This is a genomic window from Halalkalibacter wakoensis JCM 9140 (assembly GCF_000513095.1).
Classification (GTDB): Bacteria; Bacillota; Bacilli; order Bacillales; family Bacillaceae_D; genus Halalkalibacter; species Halalkalibacter wakoensis.
Map to the genome: position 1 here is coordinate 13,211 of NZ_BAUT01000017.1, position 16,787 is coordinate 29,997.

Here is a 16,787-nt window from a genome sequence, read left to right on the forward strand (position 1 = left end):
GAACATTATGGGGAAAAGGTTTCGAACGTTATTAAATGATGTAGACGTAGTTTTTGAACAAGACCCTGCTGCGAGAAGTAGAACGGAAGTCATCTTTACGTACTCGGGTGTCCATGCGATATGGGCGCACCGGTTGGCCCATTGGCTATGGAATCGAAAGAGGTATTTTCTCGCTCGTTCCATCTCGCAAATTAGTCGTTTTTTTACAGGGATTGAAATTCATCCTGGGGCTGTTATTGGGCAACGGTTGTTTATTGATCACGGCATGGGTGTCGTGATAGGGGAAACGTGTGAAATTGGAGACAATGTGACAATTTATCAAGGCGTTACACTTGGTGGGACAGGAAAAGAAAAAGGCAAGCGTCATCCAACGGTGGAAGACGGAGTTCTTATTGCATCGGGAGCAAAGATACTAGGTTCTTTTAAAATTGGCAAAAATGCACGTATAGGGGCAGGATCCGTTGTCTTAAAGGAAGTTCCGGCAAACTCTACCGTTGTGGGTATTCCTGGAAGGATTGTGATTCAAGACGGAGTGAAAGTAGAAAACGGCTTAAACCATCATCTTTTACCGGACCCAATTGCTGATAAATTGAAGGAGTTAGAAGAAGAAATTAAACTTCTAAAAGAAGAGCGAGCACAATTCATGAAATCATCAACAAGAGAATAGTATGATGCATACCGTATAAGAGAATCCGAAAGAGGGAGTAAATCCAAATGCCTATTCATGTGTATAACAGTTTAACAAAAAAGAAAGAGCCGTTTATTCCAATAGAAGAGGGAAAGGTGAAAATGTATGTTTGTGGACCTACTGTCTACAATTACATTCACATCGGCAATGCTAGGCCACCGATTGTGTACGACATGGTTAGAAGATATTTAGAATATCGGGGCTATGATGTTACATTTATTTCGAACTTTACAGATGTAGACGATAAAATTATTCGAGCAGCAAATGAGTTAGGAGAAGATGTATTCAAGGTGGCAAACCGATTTATTAAAGCCTATCACGAGGATACATGTGCACTTGGTGTGAAAGAAGCAGATATACATCCGCGTGTCACCGAAACCATCCCAGAAATTATTTCTTTTATTGAGGCTTTGATTGAAAAAGGGTATGCCTATGAAGCAAAAGGCGACGTGTATTTTCGAACACGAAAATTTGAGGGATATGGCAAACTTTCATCACAATCAATAGATGATTTGCGTTCTGGTGCCCGTATTGAAGTTGATGAAAGAAAAGAAGATTCATTGGATTTTGTCCTATGGAAAGCGGCGAAGGAAGGGGAAGTTTCTTGGAAAAGTCCTTGGGGTGAAGGTCGTCCTGGTTGGCACATTGAATGTTCCGCTATGGTAAAAAAATATTTAGGTGACACAATCGACATTCACGCCGGCGGGCAAGATTTATCTTTTCCTCATCACGAAAATGAAATTGCTCAATCAGAAGCTTTAACAGAAAAACCAATGGCGAATTATTGGCTTCACAACGGTTTTATTAACATAGATAATGAAAAAATGTCGAAATCTCTCGGAAATTTTGTTTTGGCAAAAGATATCATTCGACAACATTCAGCAGAAGTCGTTCGTTTCTTCATGTTAACAGCTCATTATCGCAGCCCGATCAACTTTAGTGATGAGTTGTTGGAAGGGGCTAAGGCAGGTCTTGAACGATTGAAGACAGCTGTTTTGAGTTTAGAGCACAGGTTAGAAGAGTCAACGGACTTTGGAGAAAAAGGTGACTGGATCGAACGGATCGTTGCGTTGAATGAACGCTTCATTCAAGAAATGGATGACGACTTTAATAGTGCGAATGGTATTGCTGTTCTCTTTGATTTGGCAAAAGAAGCGAATCGCTACCTTCGTGAGGATCAAACGTCGAAAGAAGTGTTGCAATCCTTCTTGCAACAGTTCGACGACTTGGCTGATGTGTTAGGATTAACGTTGCAGTCGCAAAAAGAATTGTTAGACGACGAGATTGAGCAACTTATTGAAAAAAGGAATGAAGCGAGAAAGCAAAAAGACTTTGCTCTTGCTGACCAAATTCGTGATGAATTAAAGGAGCAAGGCATTCTATTAGAGGATACGGCTCAAGGCGTTCGTTGGAAACGAGGCTAGGGATGAAAATTATTGATGCTAACACCGATTTAACTCAGCTTAATGCATTAGCCCTAGCCTATATGGGCGATTCTGTATTAGATATGTATGTCCGCTACTATTTGATTGCAAAAGGAACGGTTCGTCCTCATCGTCTCCATGTTGAAGCAACAAAATATGTTTCAGCTAAGTCACAAGCGTATATTATGGGCAAGTTAATAGAGGAAGGCTTTTTAACAGATGATGAGATTGCGGTATTTAAACGCGGGCGCAATGCGAAGTCTGGTTCGGTTCCGAAAAATACAGACTTACATACGTATCGATATTCAACTGGTTTTGAAGCCATGTTAGGTTATCACTATTTTCAAGGAGAACATGATAGACTCGATGAGATTATGAAAAAAGCCGTAGTGATTGCCGAAACAAGAAGTTGATTTAGAAAGGAGGAACTAAAAAATGAGTCAAGAATTTATCGTTGGAAAAAACCCCATTATAGAAGCGTTAAAAGCTGGGCATTCCATTAATAAAATTTGGATTGCTGAGGGATCACAAAAGGGACAAATGACCAAAATCGTCCAACTTGCAAAAGAAAACGGCGTATTGGTCCAACATGCTCCCAAAAAAAAGTTAGCTCAATTAGTAGATTCTGATAATCACCAAGGTGTTGTCGCGTCAATTGCAGCTTACGAATACGCAGAAATAGAGGATTTATTTGAAGCAGCTAGTGCACGTGGAGAAGAGCCTTTTTTTCTCATATTAGATGAAGTTGAAGATCCTCATAATTTAGGATCAATCTTGCGAACAGCTGACGCAGTTGGAGCACACGGAGTGATTATTCCAAAGCGAAGAGCCGTTGGCTTAACTCAAACGGTAGCCAAGTCTTCAACAGGTGCGATTGAGTATGTACCAGTTGTTCGAGTAACGAACATAGCACGAACGATGGACGACTTAAAGAAACGAGGCTTATGGTTCGCGGGAACGGATGCCAAAGGAGAATCTGATTATCGTCAGGCAACTTTTGATATGCCGATCGGTCTTGTAATTGGGAGTGAAGGAAAAGGAATTAGCCGTCTTGTAAAAGAAAAGTGCGATTTCCTCATTCGAATCCCAATGGTTGGTCATGTTACGTCGTTAAATGCATCAGTTGCAGCGAGTTTGCTTATGTACGAAGTGTACCGGAGACGACATGAAGTAGGCAGTGAGTAGGATGAAAGATATTTTGCTTGTTGACGGCTATAACATGATTGGGGCCTGGCCTGAACTTCGAATTCTTAAAGATAAAGACCTTGGATTAGCAAGGGATCGTCTTATTGAAATGTTGGCTGAGTATCAAGCATACACAGGTTATCAAGTGAAGGTAATTTTTGACGCTCATATGGTAGATGGAGTCGGAAAAAGGTATAAGAATCACCGAGTTGATGTCTTGTATACAAGGAAAAACGAGACAGCGGATGAACGGATTGAAAAGCTTGTTCTAGACCTTAAGCGAATTGATACGAACATTCATGTCGCTACATCCGATATGGCAGAGCAATCCATGATCTTTGGAAGTGGCGCTTTACGAAAGTCAGCTAGAGAGTTATTTATGGAGATTGAAGCAACAGAAAAAGGAATCGACAAACAAGTCCAAAAAACGCAAAAAAAGCGAAATTCGACAAAAATCCCGCTTAGTGACGAAATTGCTGAAATTTTTGAAAAATGGCGTCGACAGCGCTGATACGTGGTTGACCAGCTGGAAAAGTGTGCTATATAATGGGTCTATATTTTAGACAACAGCCAAGGTCGGAGGGATTGTCGTGAGCATGGACCTTCAAGAAACCAAACTAAAACCGATGTATGACACTGTGGAAGATGATGAATTAGTTGTTTTTGTACGTAATGGAGATAGTGGAGCGCTGGAATTTCTCATCAACAAATATAAGAATTTTGTTCGAGCGAAGGCAAGATCTTATTTTTTGATTGGGGCAGATCATGAAGACATTGTTCAAGAAGGAATGATAGGACTGTATAAAGCCGTCCGTGATTTTAATGGGGACAAGCTTTCTTCCTTCAAAGCTTTTGCGGAACTATGTATTACAAGACAAATAATTACGGCTATTAAGACAGCAACGAGACAGAAACATATCCCGTTGAATTCGTATGTTTCTTTGGACAAGCCTTTGTACGATGAAGAGTCTGACCGCACTTTGTTAGATGTTATTTGCGGGACTAGAGTAACGGACCCAGAAGAATTACTCATTAATCAAGAAGAGTTTGAAGACATTGAGTTGAAAATGGGTGAGTTGCTAAGTGATTTAGAGCGACAAGTTTTAATGCTTTATTTAGACGGCAGATCCTATCAGGAAATTTCTCTAGATCTAAACCGTCATGTTAAGTCTATTGACAATGCTCTGCAACGAGTGAAACGTAAACTTGAGCGTTATGTGGAGTTTAAAGGGGTATCGATTTCTTAATTATTAGGAGAACGAATGGATGAAGCCAATCGTTCTCCTTTTCCCTGTTTGACAAATGACGGATTATTCTAATAATTGACACGAAAAGTGCGGTATGATAGATTTAATTAATATGTACTTTGGACGCTGGAGGTGCAATGATGCGGACTAAAGTTGTACTAGCTTGTGAAGTTTGTCAGTCAAGAAACTATGTAACGGAAAAGAACAAACAGTCACATAGTGGTCGCATTGAGATGAAGAAGTTTTGTAAAACTTGTCAAGAGCACACGCTTCACCGTGAAACAAAGTAATAGACAATAGTAATTCTAGTAAATAAACAATGTAAATTTCGAATAGATGAACGCATATTTGTCTATATTGATTGATGCTGGAGGTGTCATTGGTGGCTGGTGGAGAAAGAAGTATCGGTAAATTTTTCCGGGATGTTGTTCAAGAGATGAAACGTGTTTCTTGGCCAACTCGTAAAGAATTGGTTCGTTATACATGGGTTGTTCTAGGAACGGTAGCTTTCATTTCTGTATTCTTCTTTGTAGTTGATTACGGAATTTCTGAGCTTGTTCGTGTCCTGCTCGGTTGATTTGTTACTATATTCGTTTGAATAGCTGCTAAGGTAGTCATTCTTGTGGCCATCTCGCTAATGAAGAGGAGGGAAGGACAAAACCGTCCTAGTTATCATGGAAAAAAATTGGTATGTACTTCATACGTATTCAGGGTATGAAAACAAAGTTAAGACGAATCTTGAAAAACGCGTTGAATCAATGGATATGACAGATAAGATTTTTCGTGTTCTCGTACCTGTTGAGGAAGAAACAGAAGTAAAGAATGGAAAAAGTAAAACGGTATCAAAGAAAGTTTTCCCAGGTTATGTCATTGTTGAGATGATTATGACTGATGATTCTTGGTATGTAGTGAGAAATACACCAGGAGTAACAGGCTTTGTTGGTTCTGCTGGTGCTGGTTCAAAGCCAACGCCACTTTTGGAAGAGGAAGTAGAATCGATTTTGAAGCAAATGGGAGTAGAGCAACCAAAAGCTGACATCGACTTCGAATTAAAAGAATCAGTTAAAGTAAAAGAAGGTCCATTTGCTAATTTCGTTGGTTCAATTGAAGAGATTCAAGTAGATAAGCAAAAGGTTAAGGTTCATGTTAATATGTTTGGTCGTGAAACGCCTGTAGAACTGGACTTTAATCAAGTCGAAAAGATTTAATTCGAAAAAAACTTGCTATCTTTCGCTGGAAGTGATAGAATCTTCATGGTTGACAATGGTTTCAGTTAAATGAGCCATCGGATGCAGATGCATTGCATCCGTTTTTTTGAGTGGGAGGGTGGAAATTCTTCACCCGGATAACCACATCACGGACTTTAAGGAGGTGTGTCACGTGGCTAAAAAGGTAATTAAAATGGTTAAGTTACAAATTCCTGCTGGGAAAGCTAATCCAGCGCCACCAGTTGGTCCTGCATTAGGTCAAGCAGGTGTAAATATCATGGGATTCTGTAAAGAATTCAACGCTCGTACTTCAGATCAAGCGGGTCTTATCATCCCTGTTGAAATTACAGTATTTGAAGATCGTTCGTTTACATTCATCACGAAAACTCCACCTGCTGCTGTTCTTTTAAAGAAAGCTGCTGGGATTGAGTCAGGTTCTGGAGAGCCTCACGTTAAGAAGGTTGCTACAGTGAAGCGTGATAAAGTACGCGAGATTGCTGAGACGAAAATGCCAGATCTAAACGCAGCTGATGTAGAAGCGGCTATGCGTATGGTTGAAGGTACTGCTCGCAGCATGGGTATTGTGATTGAAGACTAATTGGTAAGTGTTCTGGAGGTTGCGATGAGGTATGACCCTCTTTGCCTATTTTATAGGTTCGCAACCTTTAATAGTGGGAGGTATTACCGCTAAAACCACATTCGAGGAGGAAATTAGCATGGCTAAGAAAAGTAAAAAATATACAGATGCTCTTAAGCTTGTAGACCGTGAAACGGCTTACCAAGTAGAGGAAGCGATTGAATTAGTAAAGAAAACAGCTACAGCGAAATTCGACGAGACGGTTGAAGTAGCTGTACGTCTTGGAGTTGACCCTAAGAAAGCAGACCAACAAATTCGTGGTGCTGTTGTTCTTCCTAATGGAACTGGGAAAACTCAACGCGTTCTTGTTTTCGCTAAAGGCGAAAAAGCAAAAGAAGCTGAAGCTGCTGGAGCGGACTTTGTAGGTGATGAAGATTTCATCAACAAAATCAACCAAGGTTGGTTCGAATTTGATGTGATCGTTGCGACACCAGACATGATGGCTCAAGTTGGTAAATTAGGTCGTGTCCTTGGACCGAAAGGCTTAATGCCAAATCCTAAAACTGGTACAGTAACATTCGATGTTACAAAAGCTGTTAATGAAATCAAAGCTGGTAAAGTTGAATACCGCGTTGATAAAGCTGGAAACATCCACGTACCAATTGGGAAAGTTTCTTTTGAAACTGAGAAACTTGTTGAAAACTTCAAAACAATCATTGAAACTCTTGTAAAGGTTAAACCTGCAGCTGCAAAAGGTACGTACATGAAGAACGTAGCGATTGCATCTACAATGGGACCTGGAGTTCGTGTAAATGCATCTGTTTTTGCAAGATAATGATTGACTTTTGTGTTTTGTGTATGTATACTTCTAAGAGTGTCTTACACAAGACGCTTCAAAATTGAATGTCATACCGTAGACCGTAGGGGTGCTTAGCACTTAATTTCCTACCGAGGTAAGCAATAGATACAGGAAGTTATAACTGTGTTTGTATGCCCTCATGTCTACATGGGGGCTTTTTATATGCTTCTTAAACGGTATGGTGAAAAACCATAGGAGGTGTAAGGATGAGCGTATTAGAACAAAAAAAGCAAGTTGTTGCAGATATTGCGACGAAACTACGTGAAAGTAAATCAACAGTTGTTGTTGATTACCGTGGACTATCTGTTGCGGAAGTAACAGAACTTCGTAAGCAACTTCGTGAAGCTGGTGTTGAGTTCAAGGTGTATAAAAACACATTAGCTCGTCGTGCAACTGCTGAGGCTGAACTAACAGCTCTTGATGAGCAACTTGTTGGTCCTACAGCAATTGCGTTTAGTACAGAGGATGTTATTGCTCCTGCAAAGGTCATTAACGAATTTGCTAAAAAACACGAAGCTCTTGAAATCAAAGCTGGTGTCATTGAAGGAGCGGTAGCTTCAGTTGCTGAAGTGAAAGCTCTAGCTGAACTTCCATCACGCGATGGTCTACTTTCAATGCTTGCAAACGTACTTCAAGCTCCAGTTCGTCAATTTGCTTTGGTTACAAAAGCTGTTGCAGAGCAAAAAGAAGAGCAAGGCGCTTAATGTACTACATTCCTAAAGTGGCTACTGCTTAGGAAAAACAATACTTACTAATTTGTATGCAAACATACAAAGAGTATGTACGAAACAAATGGTGTTACCAATATAAATTATCAAAACGATAACAGGGAGGATTTACAAAATGAGTAAAGATCAAATCATTGAAGCGATTAAAGAAATGACAGTTTTAGAACTTAACGACCTAGTTAAGGCAATTGAAGAAGAGTTTGGCGTAACTGCTGCTGCTCCTGTAGCTGTAGCTGCTGGTGGCGGAGATGCTGGTGCTGCTGAGCAAACTGAATTTGATGTAGTTCTTGCATCTGCTGGTGGTTCAAAAATCAACGTTATCAAAGTTGTTCGTGAAATCACAGGCCTTGGTCTTAAAGAAGCAAAAGCTCTTGTTGATGGCGCTCCTGCTCCAATCAAAGAAGGCGTTTCTAAAGATGAAGCTGAAGAATTCAAAGCTAAGCTTGAAGAAGCTGGCGCATCTGTAGAAGTTAAGTAATTACCATATAAAGGGGCTCGCTTTTAGCGGGCCTTTTTTGTTTCGGGTTTTATTTGGTTATACTGTATGTAATCTCTTATGTGAAGGAGTGGTGTTATGTCAAACCATTATTATTCGGAAAAACCGACGGTAGAAAGCGAAGAACGAGATTGGTCGTTTTCGCTACGAGGTCAAGCGTTTCGATTTTATTCTGACCGAGGCGTTTTTTCAAAACAAGAAGTCGACTTTGGAAGTTCGTTATTAATTCATTCTTTTATTTTTCCGGATGTTAAAGGGGATTTACTAGATGTTGGGTGCGGATACGGGCCGATTGGAATTTCGTTAGCTGCAAACGATCATAAGCGTAAGGTACATATGGTAGATGTTAATGAACGAGCGTTAGCGTTAGCGACTCGAAATGCTGAGCGGAACTCAGTTAATAATGTAGAGATATACAAAAGTAACTGTTTGGATAATGTGTTAAAAACGGATTTTGCTGTTGTGGTGACGAATCCTCCAATACGGGCAGGGAAAAAAGTCGTTCATGCCATTTTCGAACAAGCGTATGAACACTTAAAGTCCGAGGGTGAATTATGGATTGTCATACAAAAGAAACAAGGAGCGCCATCCGCTATTGAAAAACTAGAATCTCTTTTCTCTGAAGTAGAGATCGTCGAGAAGAAAAAGGGCTATTCTATTATAAAGGCAAAAAAAGTTTGACCTTGACTAGCTTTTGTGGTATTGTTATTTAATGCGTATAACTACCTATTTTTAGATCGTTTATTCATCTAAAAGTCAAGAGGAAATATTTGAATAGCGGCGTTTAATAGTGGGTATACTTGTATAATCATGGAATTTAGTGGGATGGATATATCTGTCTATTTCACTGTTACAAGAAAGCAATCGAACTTTCTTTTAACGTCCGTACATAATTAGTGTGCGAGTTCTATTTAATCTATAAAAATGCTTACTCTTTTTCTACTTTTTGATTATATGAAGTAGGCTAGGTTGCATTTTTAGATACTATAACGCGAGATTTGAGGGGTGAATCAGTTGACAGGTCAACTAGTTCAGTATGGACGCCACCGCCAGCGGAGAAGCTATGCAAGAATTAACGAAGTGCTGGAGCTGCCGAATCTAATTGAAATTCAAACAGCATCCTATCAGTGGTTTCTTGATGAGGGCCTGCGAGAAATGTTCCAAGATATTTCTCCAATTCAAGACTTCACAGGAAACTTAGTTCTAGAATTTATTGACTATAGTCTTGGAGAGCCAAAATATCCAGTGGATGAATCAAAAGAACGCGATGTGACGTTTGCTGCACCATTACGTGTGAAGGTTCGCTTAATTAATAAGGAAACTGGAGAAGTAAAAGAGCAAGAAGTGTTCATGGGGGATTTCCCTCTTATGACGGAGACTGGTACGTTTGTCATTAATGGGGCAGAACGTGTTATTGTATCTCAGCTTGTTCGATCGCCAAGTGTATACTACAGTCAGAAAACGGATAAGAACGGTAAAAAAGGTTTCACTGCAACAGTTATTCCAAACCGTGGTGCATGGTTGGAGCTTGAAACAGATGCCAAAGATATCGTTTACGTTCGTATCGACCGCACAAGAAAAATACCAGTGACGGTTCTTTTGCGTGCATTAGGTTTTGGATCTGATCAAGAGATCATTGATTTATTAGGTGAAGATGAATATCTTCGCAATTCGTTAGAAAAAGACAATACCGATGGAACCGACAAAGCGTTACTTGAAATTTATGAGCGTCTTCGTCCAGGTGAACCTCCAACTGTTGAAAATGCGAAAAGTCTTTTAGATTCACGTTTCTTTGATCCGAAACGTTATGATCTAGCGAATGTAGGTCGTTATAAGATTAATAAAAAGCTTCATATAAAGAACCGACTTTTTAATCAACGTTTAGCTGAAACGTTAGTAGATCCTGAAACAGGAGAAGTTATCGCTGAAGAAGGAACTTTACTAGATCGTCGTACATTAGATCGTATTTTACCTTACCTTGAGAACAATGTAGGTTTCCGTAAGGTCCATGCTTCTGGTGGAGTTGTGGAAGATGATGAGATTGACTTACAGTCGATCAAAATCTATGCACCGGATGATCAAGATGGTGAAAAAACGATTCGTGTAATTGGAAATGCAATGGTTGAACGTGATGTGAAGCACATTACACCATCTGATATCATTGCTTCAATTAACTATTTCTTTAACCTATTACATGGTGTTGGCGATACAGATGATATTGACCATTTAGGTAACCGTCGTCTTCGTTCAGTAGGGGAATTGTTACAAAATCAATTCCGTATTGGTTTGTCTCGTATGGAACGTGTTGTTCGTGAACGTATGTCCATTCAAGACCCAAATATGATTACACCACAAGCGTTAATTAATATTCGCCCGGTTATTGCTTCGATTAAAGAGTTCTTTGGTAGCTCTCAGTTGTCACAGTTTATGGATCAAACGAATCCATTAGCTGAATTAACGCATAAACGTCGTCTTTCAGCATTAGGACCTGGTGGTTTAACTCGTGAACGTGCTGGTTTTGAAGTGCGTGACGTTCACTATTCTCACTATGGTCGTATGTGTCCGATCGAGACGCCAGAGGGTCCAAATATCGGGTTGATCAACTCACTATCATCATTTGCGAAAGTAAATGAATTTGGATTTATGGAAACTCCTTATCGTCGAGTAGATCCGGAAACAGGAAAAGTAACGTCACAAATTGACTACTTAACTGCGGATGAAGAGGACAACTATGTTGTCGCTCAGGCGAATGCTCGTCTGGATGAAGATGGTTCGTTTATTGATGATAATATCATTGCTCGTTTCCGTGGGGAAAACACAGTTGTTCCACGCGAGCGCTTAGACTATATGGATGTATCACCGAAGCAGGTTGTTTCTGCTGCGACATCTTGTATTCCTTTCTTAGAAAATGATGACTCTAACCGTGCCTTAATGGGAGCGAACATGCAACGTCAAGCTGTTCCACTACTTGTTCCTGAAGCTCCAATTGTTGGTACAGGAATGGAACATGTTTCAGCTAGGGATTCTGGTGCGGCAATCGTCGCAAAAACAAGAGGAATAGTTGAGCGTGTAACCGCAAAAGAAATTTGGGTACGCCGACTTGAAGTGGTTGATGGTCAAGATGTTAAAGGTGATCTAGATAAGTATAAGCTTCAAAAGTTCATTCGTTCGAACCAAGGAACGAGTTACAACCAGCGTCCAATTGTAGCTGAAGGGAACGTAGTTGAAAAACGCGAAATCTTAGCTGATGGACCTTCTATGGAACTTGGGGAAATGGCACTTGGACGTAATGTTATGGTTGGGTTTATGACATGGGATGGTTACAACTATGAGGATGCTATCATTTTAAGTGAACGTCTCGTAAAAGATGATGTATACACATCTGTTCATATTGAAGAATATGAGTCAGAAGCTCGTGATACGAAGCTTGGACCTGAAGAAATTACACGTGATATCCCGAATGTCGGGGAAGATGCTCTAAAGAATCTAGATGAGCGTGGAATTATTCGTACTGGTGCAGAAGTTAAAGATGGAGATATCTTAGTTGGAAAGGTTACGCCAAAAGGGGTTACTGAACTTACAGCTGAGGAACGTCTTTTACATGCTATATTCGGTGAAAAGGCCCGTGAAGTTCGTGATACATCTTTACGTGCTCCGCATGGTGGAGATGGAATTGTCCTTGATGTGAAGATCTTCAATCGTGAAGATGGAGATGAATTACCACCTGGCGTTAACCAACTTGTTCGTGTATATATCGTTCAAAAACGTAAAATCCACGAAGGAGATAAAATGGCCGGTCGTCACGGTAACAAAGGGGTTATCTCTCGTATTCTTCCGGAAGAAGATATGCCTTACTTACCTGATGGAACGCCAATTGATATCATGTTAAACCCACTTGGGGTTCCGTCGCGTATGAATATCGGTCAGGTGCTTGAGCTTCACTTAGGTATGGCTGCACGTAAATTAGGTATTCATGTTGCTTCTCCTGTATTTGATGGTGCGAACGAGGAAGACGTTTGGGGCACGATTGAAGAAGCAGGAATGGCTCGTGATGGAAAGACAATCCTTTATGATGGTCGTACGGGAGAGCCGTTTGATAATCGTGTATCTGTAGGGATTATGTATATGATCAAACTTGCTCACATGGTCGACGATAAGTTGCATGCTCGTTCAACTGGACCATACTCTCTTGTAACGCAACAACCACTAGGTGGTAAAGCCCAGTTTGGTGGACAGCGCTTTGGAGAGATGGAAGTGTGGGCACTTGAAGCATATGGAGCGGCTTATACGTTGCAAGAAATCTTAACGGTGAAATCTGATGATGTCGTTGGTCGTGTTAAAACATATGAAGCGATCGTAAAAGGTGAAAATGTTCCTGAGCCTGGAGTACCTGAATCGTTTAAAGTTTTAATTAAGGAACTTCAATCATTAGGTATGGATGTTAAGATGCTTTCAAGTAATGAAGAAGAAATCGAGATGAGAGAGCTTGATGATGAAGATGATCAAACGAGTGAAAAACTTAACTTGAACTTCGAATCAAGCGAATCAAATGTGTAAAACAGCTTTGGGAGCTAGTGAGCTAGTTCCCTATAGCTTTCTCTATAGTAGTTGACCCGATTGGTTTAGTCAGATGTAAAAATGTGCTCGAATAGACATGGAAACGAAAAGGGAGGTTAGCCCCTTGATAGATGTAAACAACTTCGAATATATGAAAATTGGTCTTGCTTCACCAAATAAAGTCCGCTCTTGGTCAAGAGGGGAAGTTAAGAAGCCGGAGACAATTAACTATCGTACGTTAAAACCAGAAAAGGATGGACTTTTCTGTGAGCGTATTTTTGGACCAACGAAGGACTGGGAATGTCACTGTGGGAAATACAAACGTGTCCGCTACAAAGGGGTTGTATGTGACCGTTGTGGAGTGGAAGTAACACGTGCCAAAGTACGTCGTGAGCGTATGGGACATATTGAATTAGCTGCTCCTGTATCGCACATTTGGTATTTTAAAGGGATTCCAAGTCGTATGGGTCTAGTGTTGGATATGTCACCTCGTTCACTCGAAGAAGTCATTTATTTTGCTTCTTATGTTGTGACCGACCCAGGTGATACACCGCTTGAGAAAAAACAACTCCTTTCTGAAAAAGAGTATCGTACATACCGTGATAAATACGGTCGTTCTTTTAACGCGCAAATGGGAGCAGAAGCCATTCGTAAACTGCTTTCGGATATCGATTTAGAAAAAGAAGTTGGTCTTTTAAAAGAGGAGCTTGTGACAGCACAAGGTCAAAGACGTACTCGTGCGGTAAAACGTCTAGAAGTATTAGAAGCGTTCCGTCATTCTGGTAATGAACCTTCTTGGATGATCTTAGATGTTCTTCCGGTAATTCCGCCTGAATTACGACCGATGGTTCAATTAGATGGTGGTCGTTTTGCGACTTCTGACTTGAATGATCTATATCGTCGTGTTATTAATCGTAACAACCGACTGAAGCGTCTTCTTGATTTAGGAGCACCGAATATCATTGTCCAAAATGAAAAGCGTATGCTTCAAGAAGCAGTGGATGCTCTAATCGATAACGGCCGCCGTGGTCGTCCTGTTACAGGACCAGGAAACCGTCCGCTTAAATCTCTTTCACATATGTTAAAAGGGAAGCAAGGTCGTTTCCGTCAAAACTTACTAGGTAAGCGTGTTGACTATTCTGGTCGTTCCGTTATCGTAGTAGGTCCTAATTTAAAAATGTACCAATGTGGTCTTCCAAAAGAGATGGCTCTTGAGTTGTTCAAGCCTTTTGTCATGAAAGAACTTGTTTCAAAAGGGCTTGCTCATAATATTAAGAGTGCAAAACGCAAGGTTGAAAAAGTGCAACCAGAAGTTTGGGATGTATTAGAAGAAGTTATTCGTGAGCATCCGGTTCTACTTAACCGTGCACCAACTCTTCACCGTCTTGGTATTCAGGCATTTGAGCCTACACTAGTAGAAGGTCGTGCGATTAAACTTCACCCTCTAGTTTGTACAGCGTATAACGCTGACTTTGATGGTGACCAAATGGCCGTACACGTACCTTTATCTGCAGAAGCGCAAGCGGAAGCACGTATTTTAATGCTAGCTGCTCAAAACATCTTGAATCCAAAAGACGGAAAACCAGTTGTTACACCATCTCAAGATATGGTTCTTGGTAACTATTATTTAACGTTGGAACGTGATAACGCCAAAGGTCAAGGAAGAATCTTCAAGGATACAAATGAAGCACTAATTGCTTATCAAAGCGGATATGTGCACTTGCACACTCGTGTTGCGATTCCGGTAGCGTCTTTAAATAAGCCGACGTTCCGTGAAGACCAACGTGATAAATTGTTATTAACGACAGTAGGGAAATTGATTTTCAATGAAATCCTACCTGAGTCGTTCCCGTATATTAATGAACCGACAATGTTTAACTTAGAACAAGAAACTCCTGAGAAGTATATTGTTCCAAGTACAACAGATGTGAGCAAGCACTTTGAAAACAGTGAACTTGTTTTGCCGTTTAAAAAAGGTTTCTTAGGAAACGTTATTGCGGAAGTATTTAAGAAGTTTGCGATTGCTGAAACATCAAAAATGTTAGACCGTATGAAAGAATTAGGATTTAAATATTCAACAAGAGCTGGTATTACTGTTGGGGTTGCCGACATCGTCGTATTAGCTGAGAAGAAGGAAATCCTAGCTGAAGCAGAACAAAAAGTAGAGAAGATTCTAAAGCAATTCCGTCGTGGTTTAATTACGGAAGAAGAGCGTTATGATCGTGTTATCTCTGTTTGGAGTGAAGCGAAGGACGTTATCCAAAATAAATTAATGGGTACACTTGATCGTTCAAACCCAATCTTTATGATGAGTGACTCTGGTGCCCGTGGTAACGCATCAAACTTTACGCAACTTGCCGGTATGCGTGGTCTGATGGCGAATCCGTCTGGTCGTATTATCGAGTTGCCGATCAAGTCAAGTTTCCGTGAGGGTCTGACTGTACTCGAGTACTTTATCTCGACTCACGGTGCACGTAAAGGTCTTGCCGATACGGCCCTTAAGACAGCTGACTCAGGTTACTTAACTCGTCGTCTTGTTGACGTTGCTCAAGATGTTATTGTCCGTTCTGATGATTGTGGTACAGACCGTGGTTTAGCTGTTCAAGCAATCAAAGAGGGCAATGAAGTCATTGAGAACCTCTATGATCGTCTTGTTGGTCGTGTAGCATTTAAGACACTTAAACACCCTGAAACTGGTGAAGTATTAGTAAGGAAGAACGAATTGATTCATGAAGACATTGCTAGAACGATTATCGAAGCTAATGTCGAGGAAGTAACGATTCGCTCTGTCTTTACATGTGACACAAGACATGGTGTATGTAAGAAGTGTTACGGACGTAACTTGGCTACTGGTAGCGATGTAGAAGTTGGGGAAGCTGTAGGAATTATTGCTGCCCAATCAATCGGGGAGCCAGGAACTCAGCTTACGATGCGTACATTCCATACAGGTGGGGTAGCCGGTGATGATATCACTCAAGGTTTACCGCGTATCCAAGAGCTGTTTGAAGCGCGTAATCCAAAAGGTCAAGCGGTAATCTCTGAAATTGATGGTGAAATCATTGATATCAAAGAAGGAGATAAGCGTGAAGTTACGGTTAGAAGCGAAATGGAAACGAAGAACTACGCGATTCCATACGGATCTCGTCTTAAAGTTTCACTTGGCGACTTCGTTCAATTCGGTGAGCTCTAACGGAAGGTTCAATTGATCCGAAAGAGCTTCTAAAAGTAAAAGGCATGAGCGGTGTTCAAGAATATTTGCTTCGTGAAGTACAAAAGGTTTATCGTATGCAAGGGGTTGAAATCGGTGATAAGCACGTTGAAGTAATGGTTCGCCAAATGCTTCGCAAAGTACGTGTTGTTGATGCTGGTGAAACAAATGTATTACCAGGAGCACTTATCGAAATTCAACAGTTTAACGATGAGAACAAAAAAGTTCTTCTTGAACAACAACGCCCTGCAACAGGAAAACCAGTATTACTTGGTATTACAAAAGCGTCCCTTGAGACAGATTCATTCTTATCTGCTGCATCATTCCAAGAAACGACTCGTGTCTTAACAGATGCTGCGATTAAAGGGAAGCGCGATGAGTTACTCGGCTTGAAAGAGAATGTTATCATTGGTAAGCTTGTACCAGCTGGAACAGGTATGCCAAGATACCGTCACTTGAATATTACTTCTGAGTATGATCAAGTAGAAGCGGAACAAACAGAAGAACCAATGGCTGAAGGTGCGCTTACTCACGAATGATTTTATAAAAAAAGTTGACAGTGACATATGAGGGTGGTAATATATCAAAGTGTGCCTGAGAGAAACCTGTT

General features: G+C 40.6%; 15 protein-coding genes, 1 pseudogene and 1 other annotated feature. All 16 genes and pseudogenes read left to right on the forward strand.

The features are described from left to right. Positions 1-7: 7 nt before the first annotated feature. The 16 genes and pseudogenes from cysE (at position 8) to rpoC (ending at position 16,716) form a co-directional block, all read left to right on the forward strand. Entirely contained in the window at positions 8-667 is a 660-nt protein-coding gene (gene cysE / locus JCM9140_RS08975; RefSeq protein WP_034745169.1) for a serine O-acetyltransferase, read from the forward strand. A 47-nt stretch (positions 668-714) separates the two neighbouring features. Continuing rightward, complete coding sequence (gene cysS / locus JCM9140_RS08980) at positions 715-2,112, forward strand: cysteine--tRNA ligase (RefSeq protein ID WP_034745171.1); 1,398 nt, start codon at positions 715-717, stop codon at positions 2,110-2,112. Positions 2,113-2,114: 2 nt separating this feature from the next. Next, complete coding sequence (locus tag JCM9140_RS08985) at positions 2,115-2,525, forward strand: Mini-ribonuclease 3 (protein ID WP_034745173.1); 411 nt, start codon at positions 2,115-2,117, stop codon at positions 2,523-2,525. Positions 2,526-2,547: 22 nt separating this feature from the next. Then, complete coding sequence (rlmB, locus tag JCM9140_RS08990; RefSeq protein ID WP_034745177.1) at positions 2,548-3,297, forward strand: 23S rRNA (guanosine(2251)-2'-O)-methyltransferase RlmB; 750 nt, start codon at positions 2,548-2,550, stop codon at positions 3,295-3,297. 1 nt (position 3,298) lies between these two features. Next, positions 3,299-3,808: an NYN domain-containing protein gene (locus JCM9140_RS08995; protein ID WP_034745179.1), complete on the forward strand. Its 510-nt coding sequence runs from the start codon at positions 3,299-3,301 to the stop codon at positions 3,806-3,808. Positions 3,809-3,887: 79 nt separating this feature from the next. Next, a complete protein-coding gene (sigH, locus tag JCM9140_RS09000; protein ID WP_034745181.1) occupies positions 3,888-4,544 on the forward strand; it encodes an RNA polymerase sporulation sigma factor SigH in 657 nt (218 codons plus the stop codon). Between the two features lie 140 nt (positions 4,545-4,684). Then, the gene (gene rpmG, locus JCM9140_RS09005) at positions 4,685-4,834 is read left to right on the forward strand and encodes a 50S ribosomal protein L33 (protein ID WP_034745183.1); all 150 of its coding nucleotides are present in this window, start codon (positions 4,685-4,687) and stop codon (positions 4,832-4,834) included. A 74-nt stretch (positions 4,835-4,908) separates the two neighbouring features. Then, a complete protein-coding gene (secE, locus tag JCM9140_RS09010) occupies positions 4,909-5,121 on the forward strand; it encodes a preprotein translocase subunit SecE (protein ID WP_034745185.1) in 213 nt (70 codons plus the stop codon). 97 nt (positions 5,122-5,218) lie between these two features. Then, complete coding sequence (gene nusG, locus JCM9140_RS09015) at positions 5,219-5,752, forward strand: transcription termination/antitermination protein NusG (RefSeq protein ID WP_034745187.1); 534 nt, start codon at positions 5,219-5,221, stop codon at positions 5,750-5,752. Between the two features lie 172 nt (positions 5,753-5,924). Continuing rightward, a complete protein-coding gene (gene rplK / locus JCM9140_RS09020) occupies positions 5,925-6,350 on the forward strand; it encodes a 50S ribosomal protein L11 (protein WP_034745189.1) in 426 nt (141 codons plus the stop codon). 73 nt (positions 6,351-6,423) lie between these two features. After that, positions 6,424-7,164, forward strand: coding sequence for a 50S ribosomal protein L1 (gene rplA / locus JCM9140_RS09025; protein ID WP_081727645.1), 741 nt, complete (start codon positions 6,424-6,426; stop codon positions 7,162-7,164). Positions 7,165-7,222: 58 nt separating this feature from the next. Continuing rightward, positions 7,223-7,358 (forward strand) — a sequence feature (ribosomal protein L10 leader region). 36 nt (positions 7,359-7,394) lie between these two features. Further along, positions 7,395-7,892, forward strand: a complete 498-nt coding sequence (rplJ, locus tag JCM9140_RS09030; protein WP_034745194.1) for a 50S ribosomal protein L10 — start codon at positions 7,395-7,397, stop codon at positions 7,890-7,892. A gap of 139 nt (positions 7,893-8,031) precedes the next feature. Beyond that, positions 8,032-8,394: a 50S ribosomal protein L7/L12 gene (gene rplL, locus JCM9140_RS09035; RefSeq protein ID WP_034745196.1), complete on the forward strand. Its 363-nt coding sequence runs from the start codon at positions 8,032-8,034 to the stop codon at positions 8,392-8,394. Positions 8,395-8,490: 96 nt separating this feature from the next. Continuing rightward, positions 8,491-9,093: a class I SAM-dependent methyltransferase gene (locus JCM9140_RS09040; RefSeq protein WP_034745198.1), complete on the forward strand. Its 603-nt coding sequence runs from the start codon at positions 8,491-8,493 to the stop codon at positions 9,091-9,093. Positions 9,094-9,426: 333 nt separating this feature from the next. Next, entirely contained in the window at positions 9,427-12,969 is a 3,543-nt protein-coding gene (gene rpoB / locus JCM9140_RS09045) for a DNA-directed RNA polymerase subunit beta (RefSeq protein ID WP_034745200.1), read from the forward strand. A 124-nt stretch (positions 12,970-13,093) separates the two neighbouring features. Further along, positions 13,094-16,716: pseudogene (rpoC, locus tag JCM9140_RS09050) on the forward strand (DNA-directed RNA polymerase subunit beta'). Positions 16,717-16,787: the final 71 nt, after the last annotated feature.

Excerpts from the sequence above, each read along its gene's own strand:
- rplL (WP_034745196.1), top strand. The coding sequence starts at position 8,032 with ATGAGTAAAGATCAAATCATTGAAGCGATTAAAGAAATGACAGTTTTA.
- cysE (WP_034745169.1), top strand. The coding sequence starts at position 8 with ATGGGGAAAAGGTTTCGAACGTTATTAAATGATGTAGACGTAGTTTTT.
- rplJ (WP_034745194.1), top strand. The coding sequence starts at position 7,395 with ATGAGCGTATTAGAACAAAAAAAGCAAGTTGTTGCAGATATTGCGACG.
- nusG (WP_034745187.1), top strand. The coding sequence starts at position 5,219 with ATGGAAAAAAATTGGTATGTACTTCATACGTATTCAGGGTATGAAAAC.
- rlmB (WP_034745177.1), top strand. The coding sequence starts at position 2,548 with ATGAGTCAAGAATTTATCGTTGGAAAAAACCCCATTATAGAAGCGTTA.
- JCM9140_RS08995 (WP_034745179.1), top strand. The coding sequence starts at position 3,299 with ATGAAAGATATTTTGCTTGTTGACGGCTATAACATGATTGGGGCCTGG.
- rpmG (WP_034745183.1), top strand. The coding sequence starts at position 4,685 with ATGCGGACTAAAGTTGTACTAGCTTGTGAAGTTTGTCAGTCAAGAAAC.
- secE (WP_034745185.1), top strand. The coding sequence starts at position 4,909 with ATGCTGGAGGTGTCATTGGTGGCTGGTGGAGAAAGAAGTATCGGTAAA.
- JCM9140_RS08985 (WP_034745173.1), top strand. The coding sequence starts at position 2,115 with ATGAAAATTATTGATGCTAACACCGATTTAACTCAGCTTAATGCATTA.
- JCM9140_RS09040 (WP_034745198.1), top strand. The coding sequence starts at position 8,491 with ATGTCAAACCATTATTATTCGGAAAAACCGACGGTAGAAAGCGAAGAA.
- cysS (WP_034745171.1), top strand. The coding sequence starts at position 715 with ATGCCTATTCATGTGTATAACAGTTTAACAAAAAAGAAAGAGCCGTTT.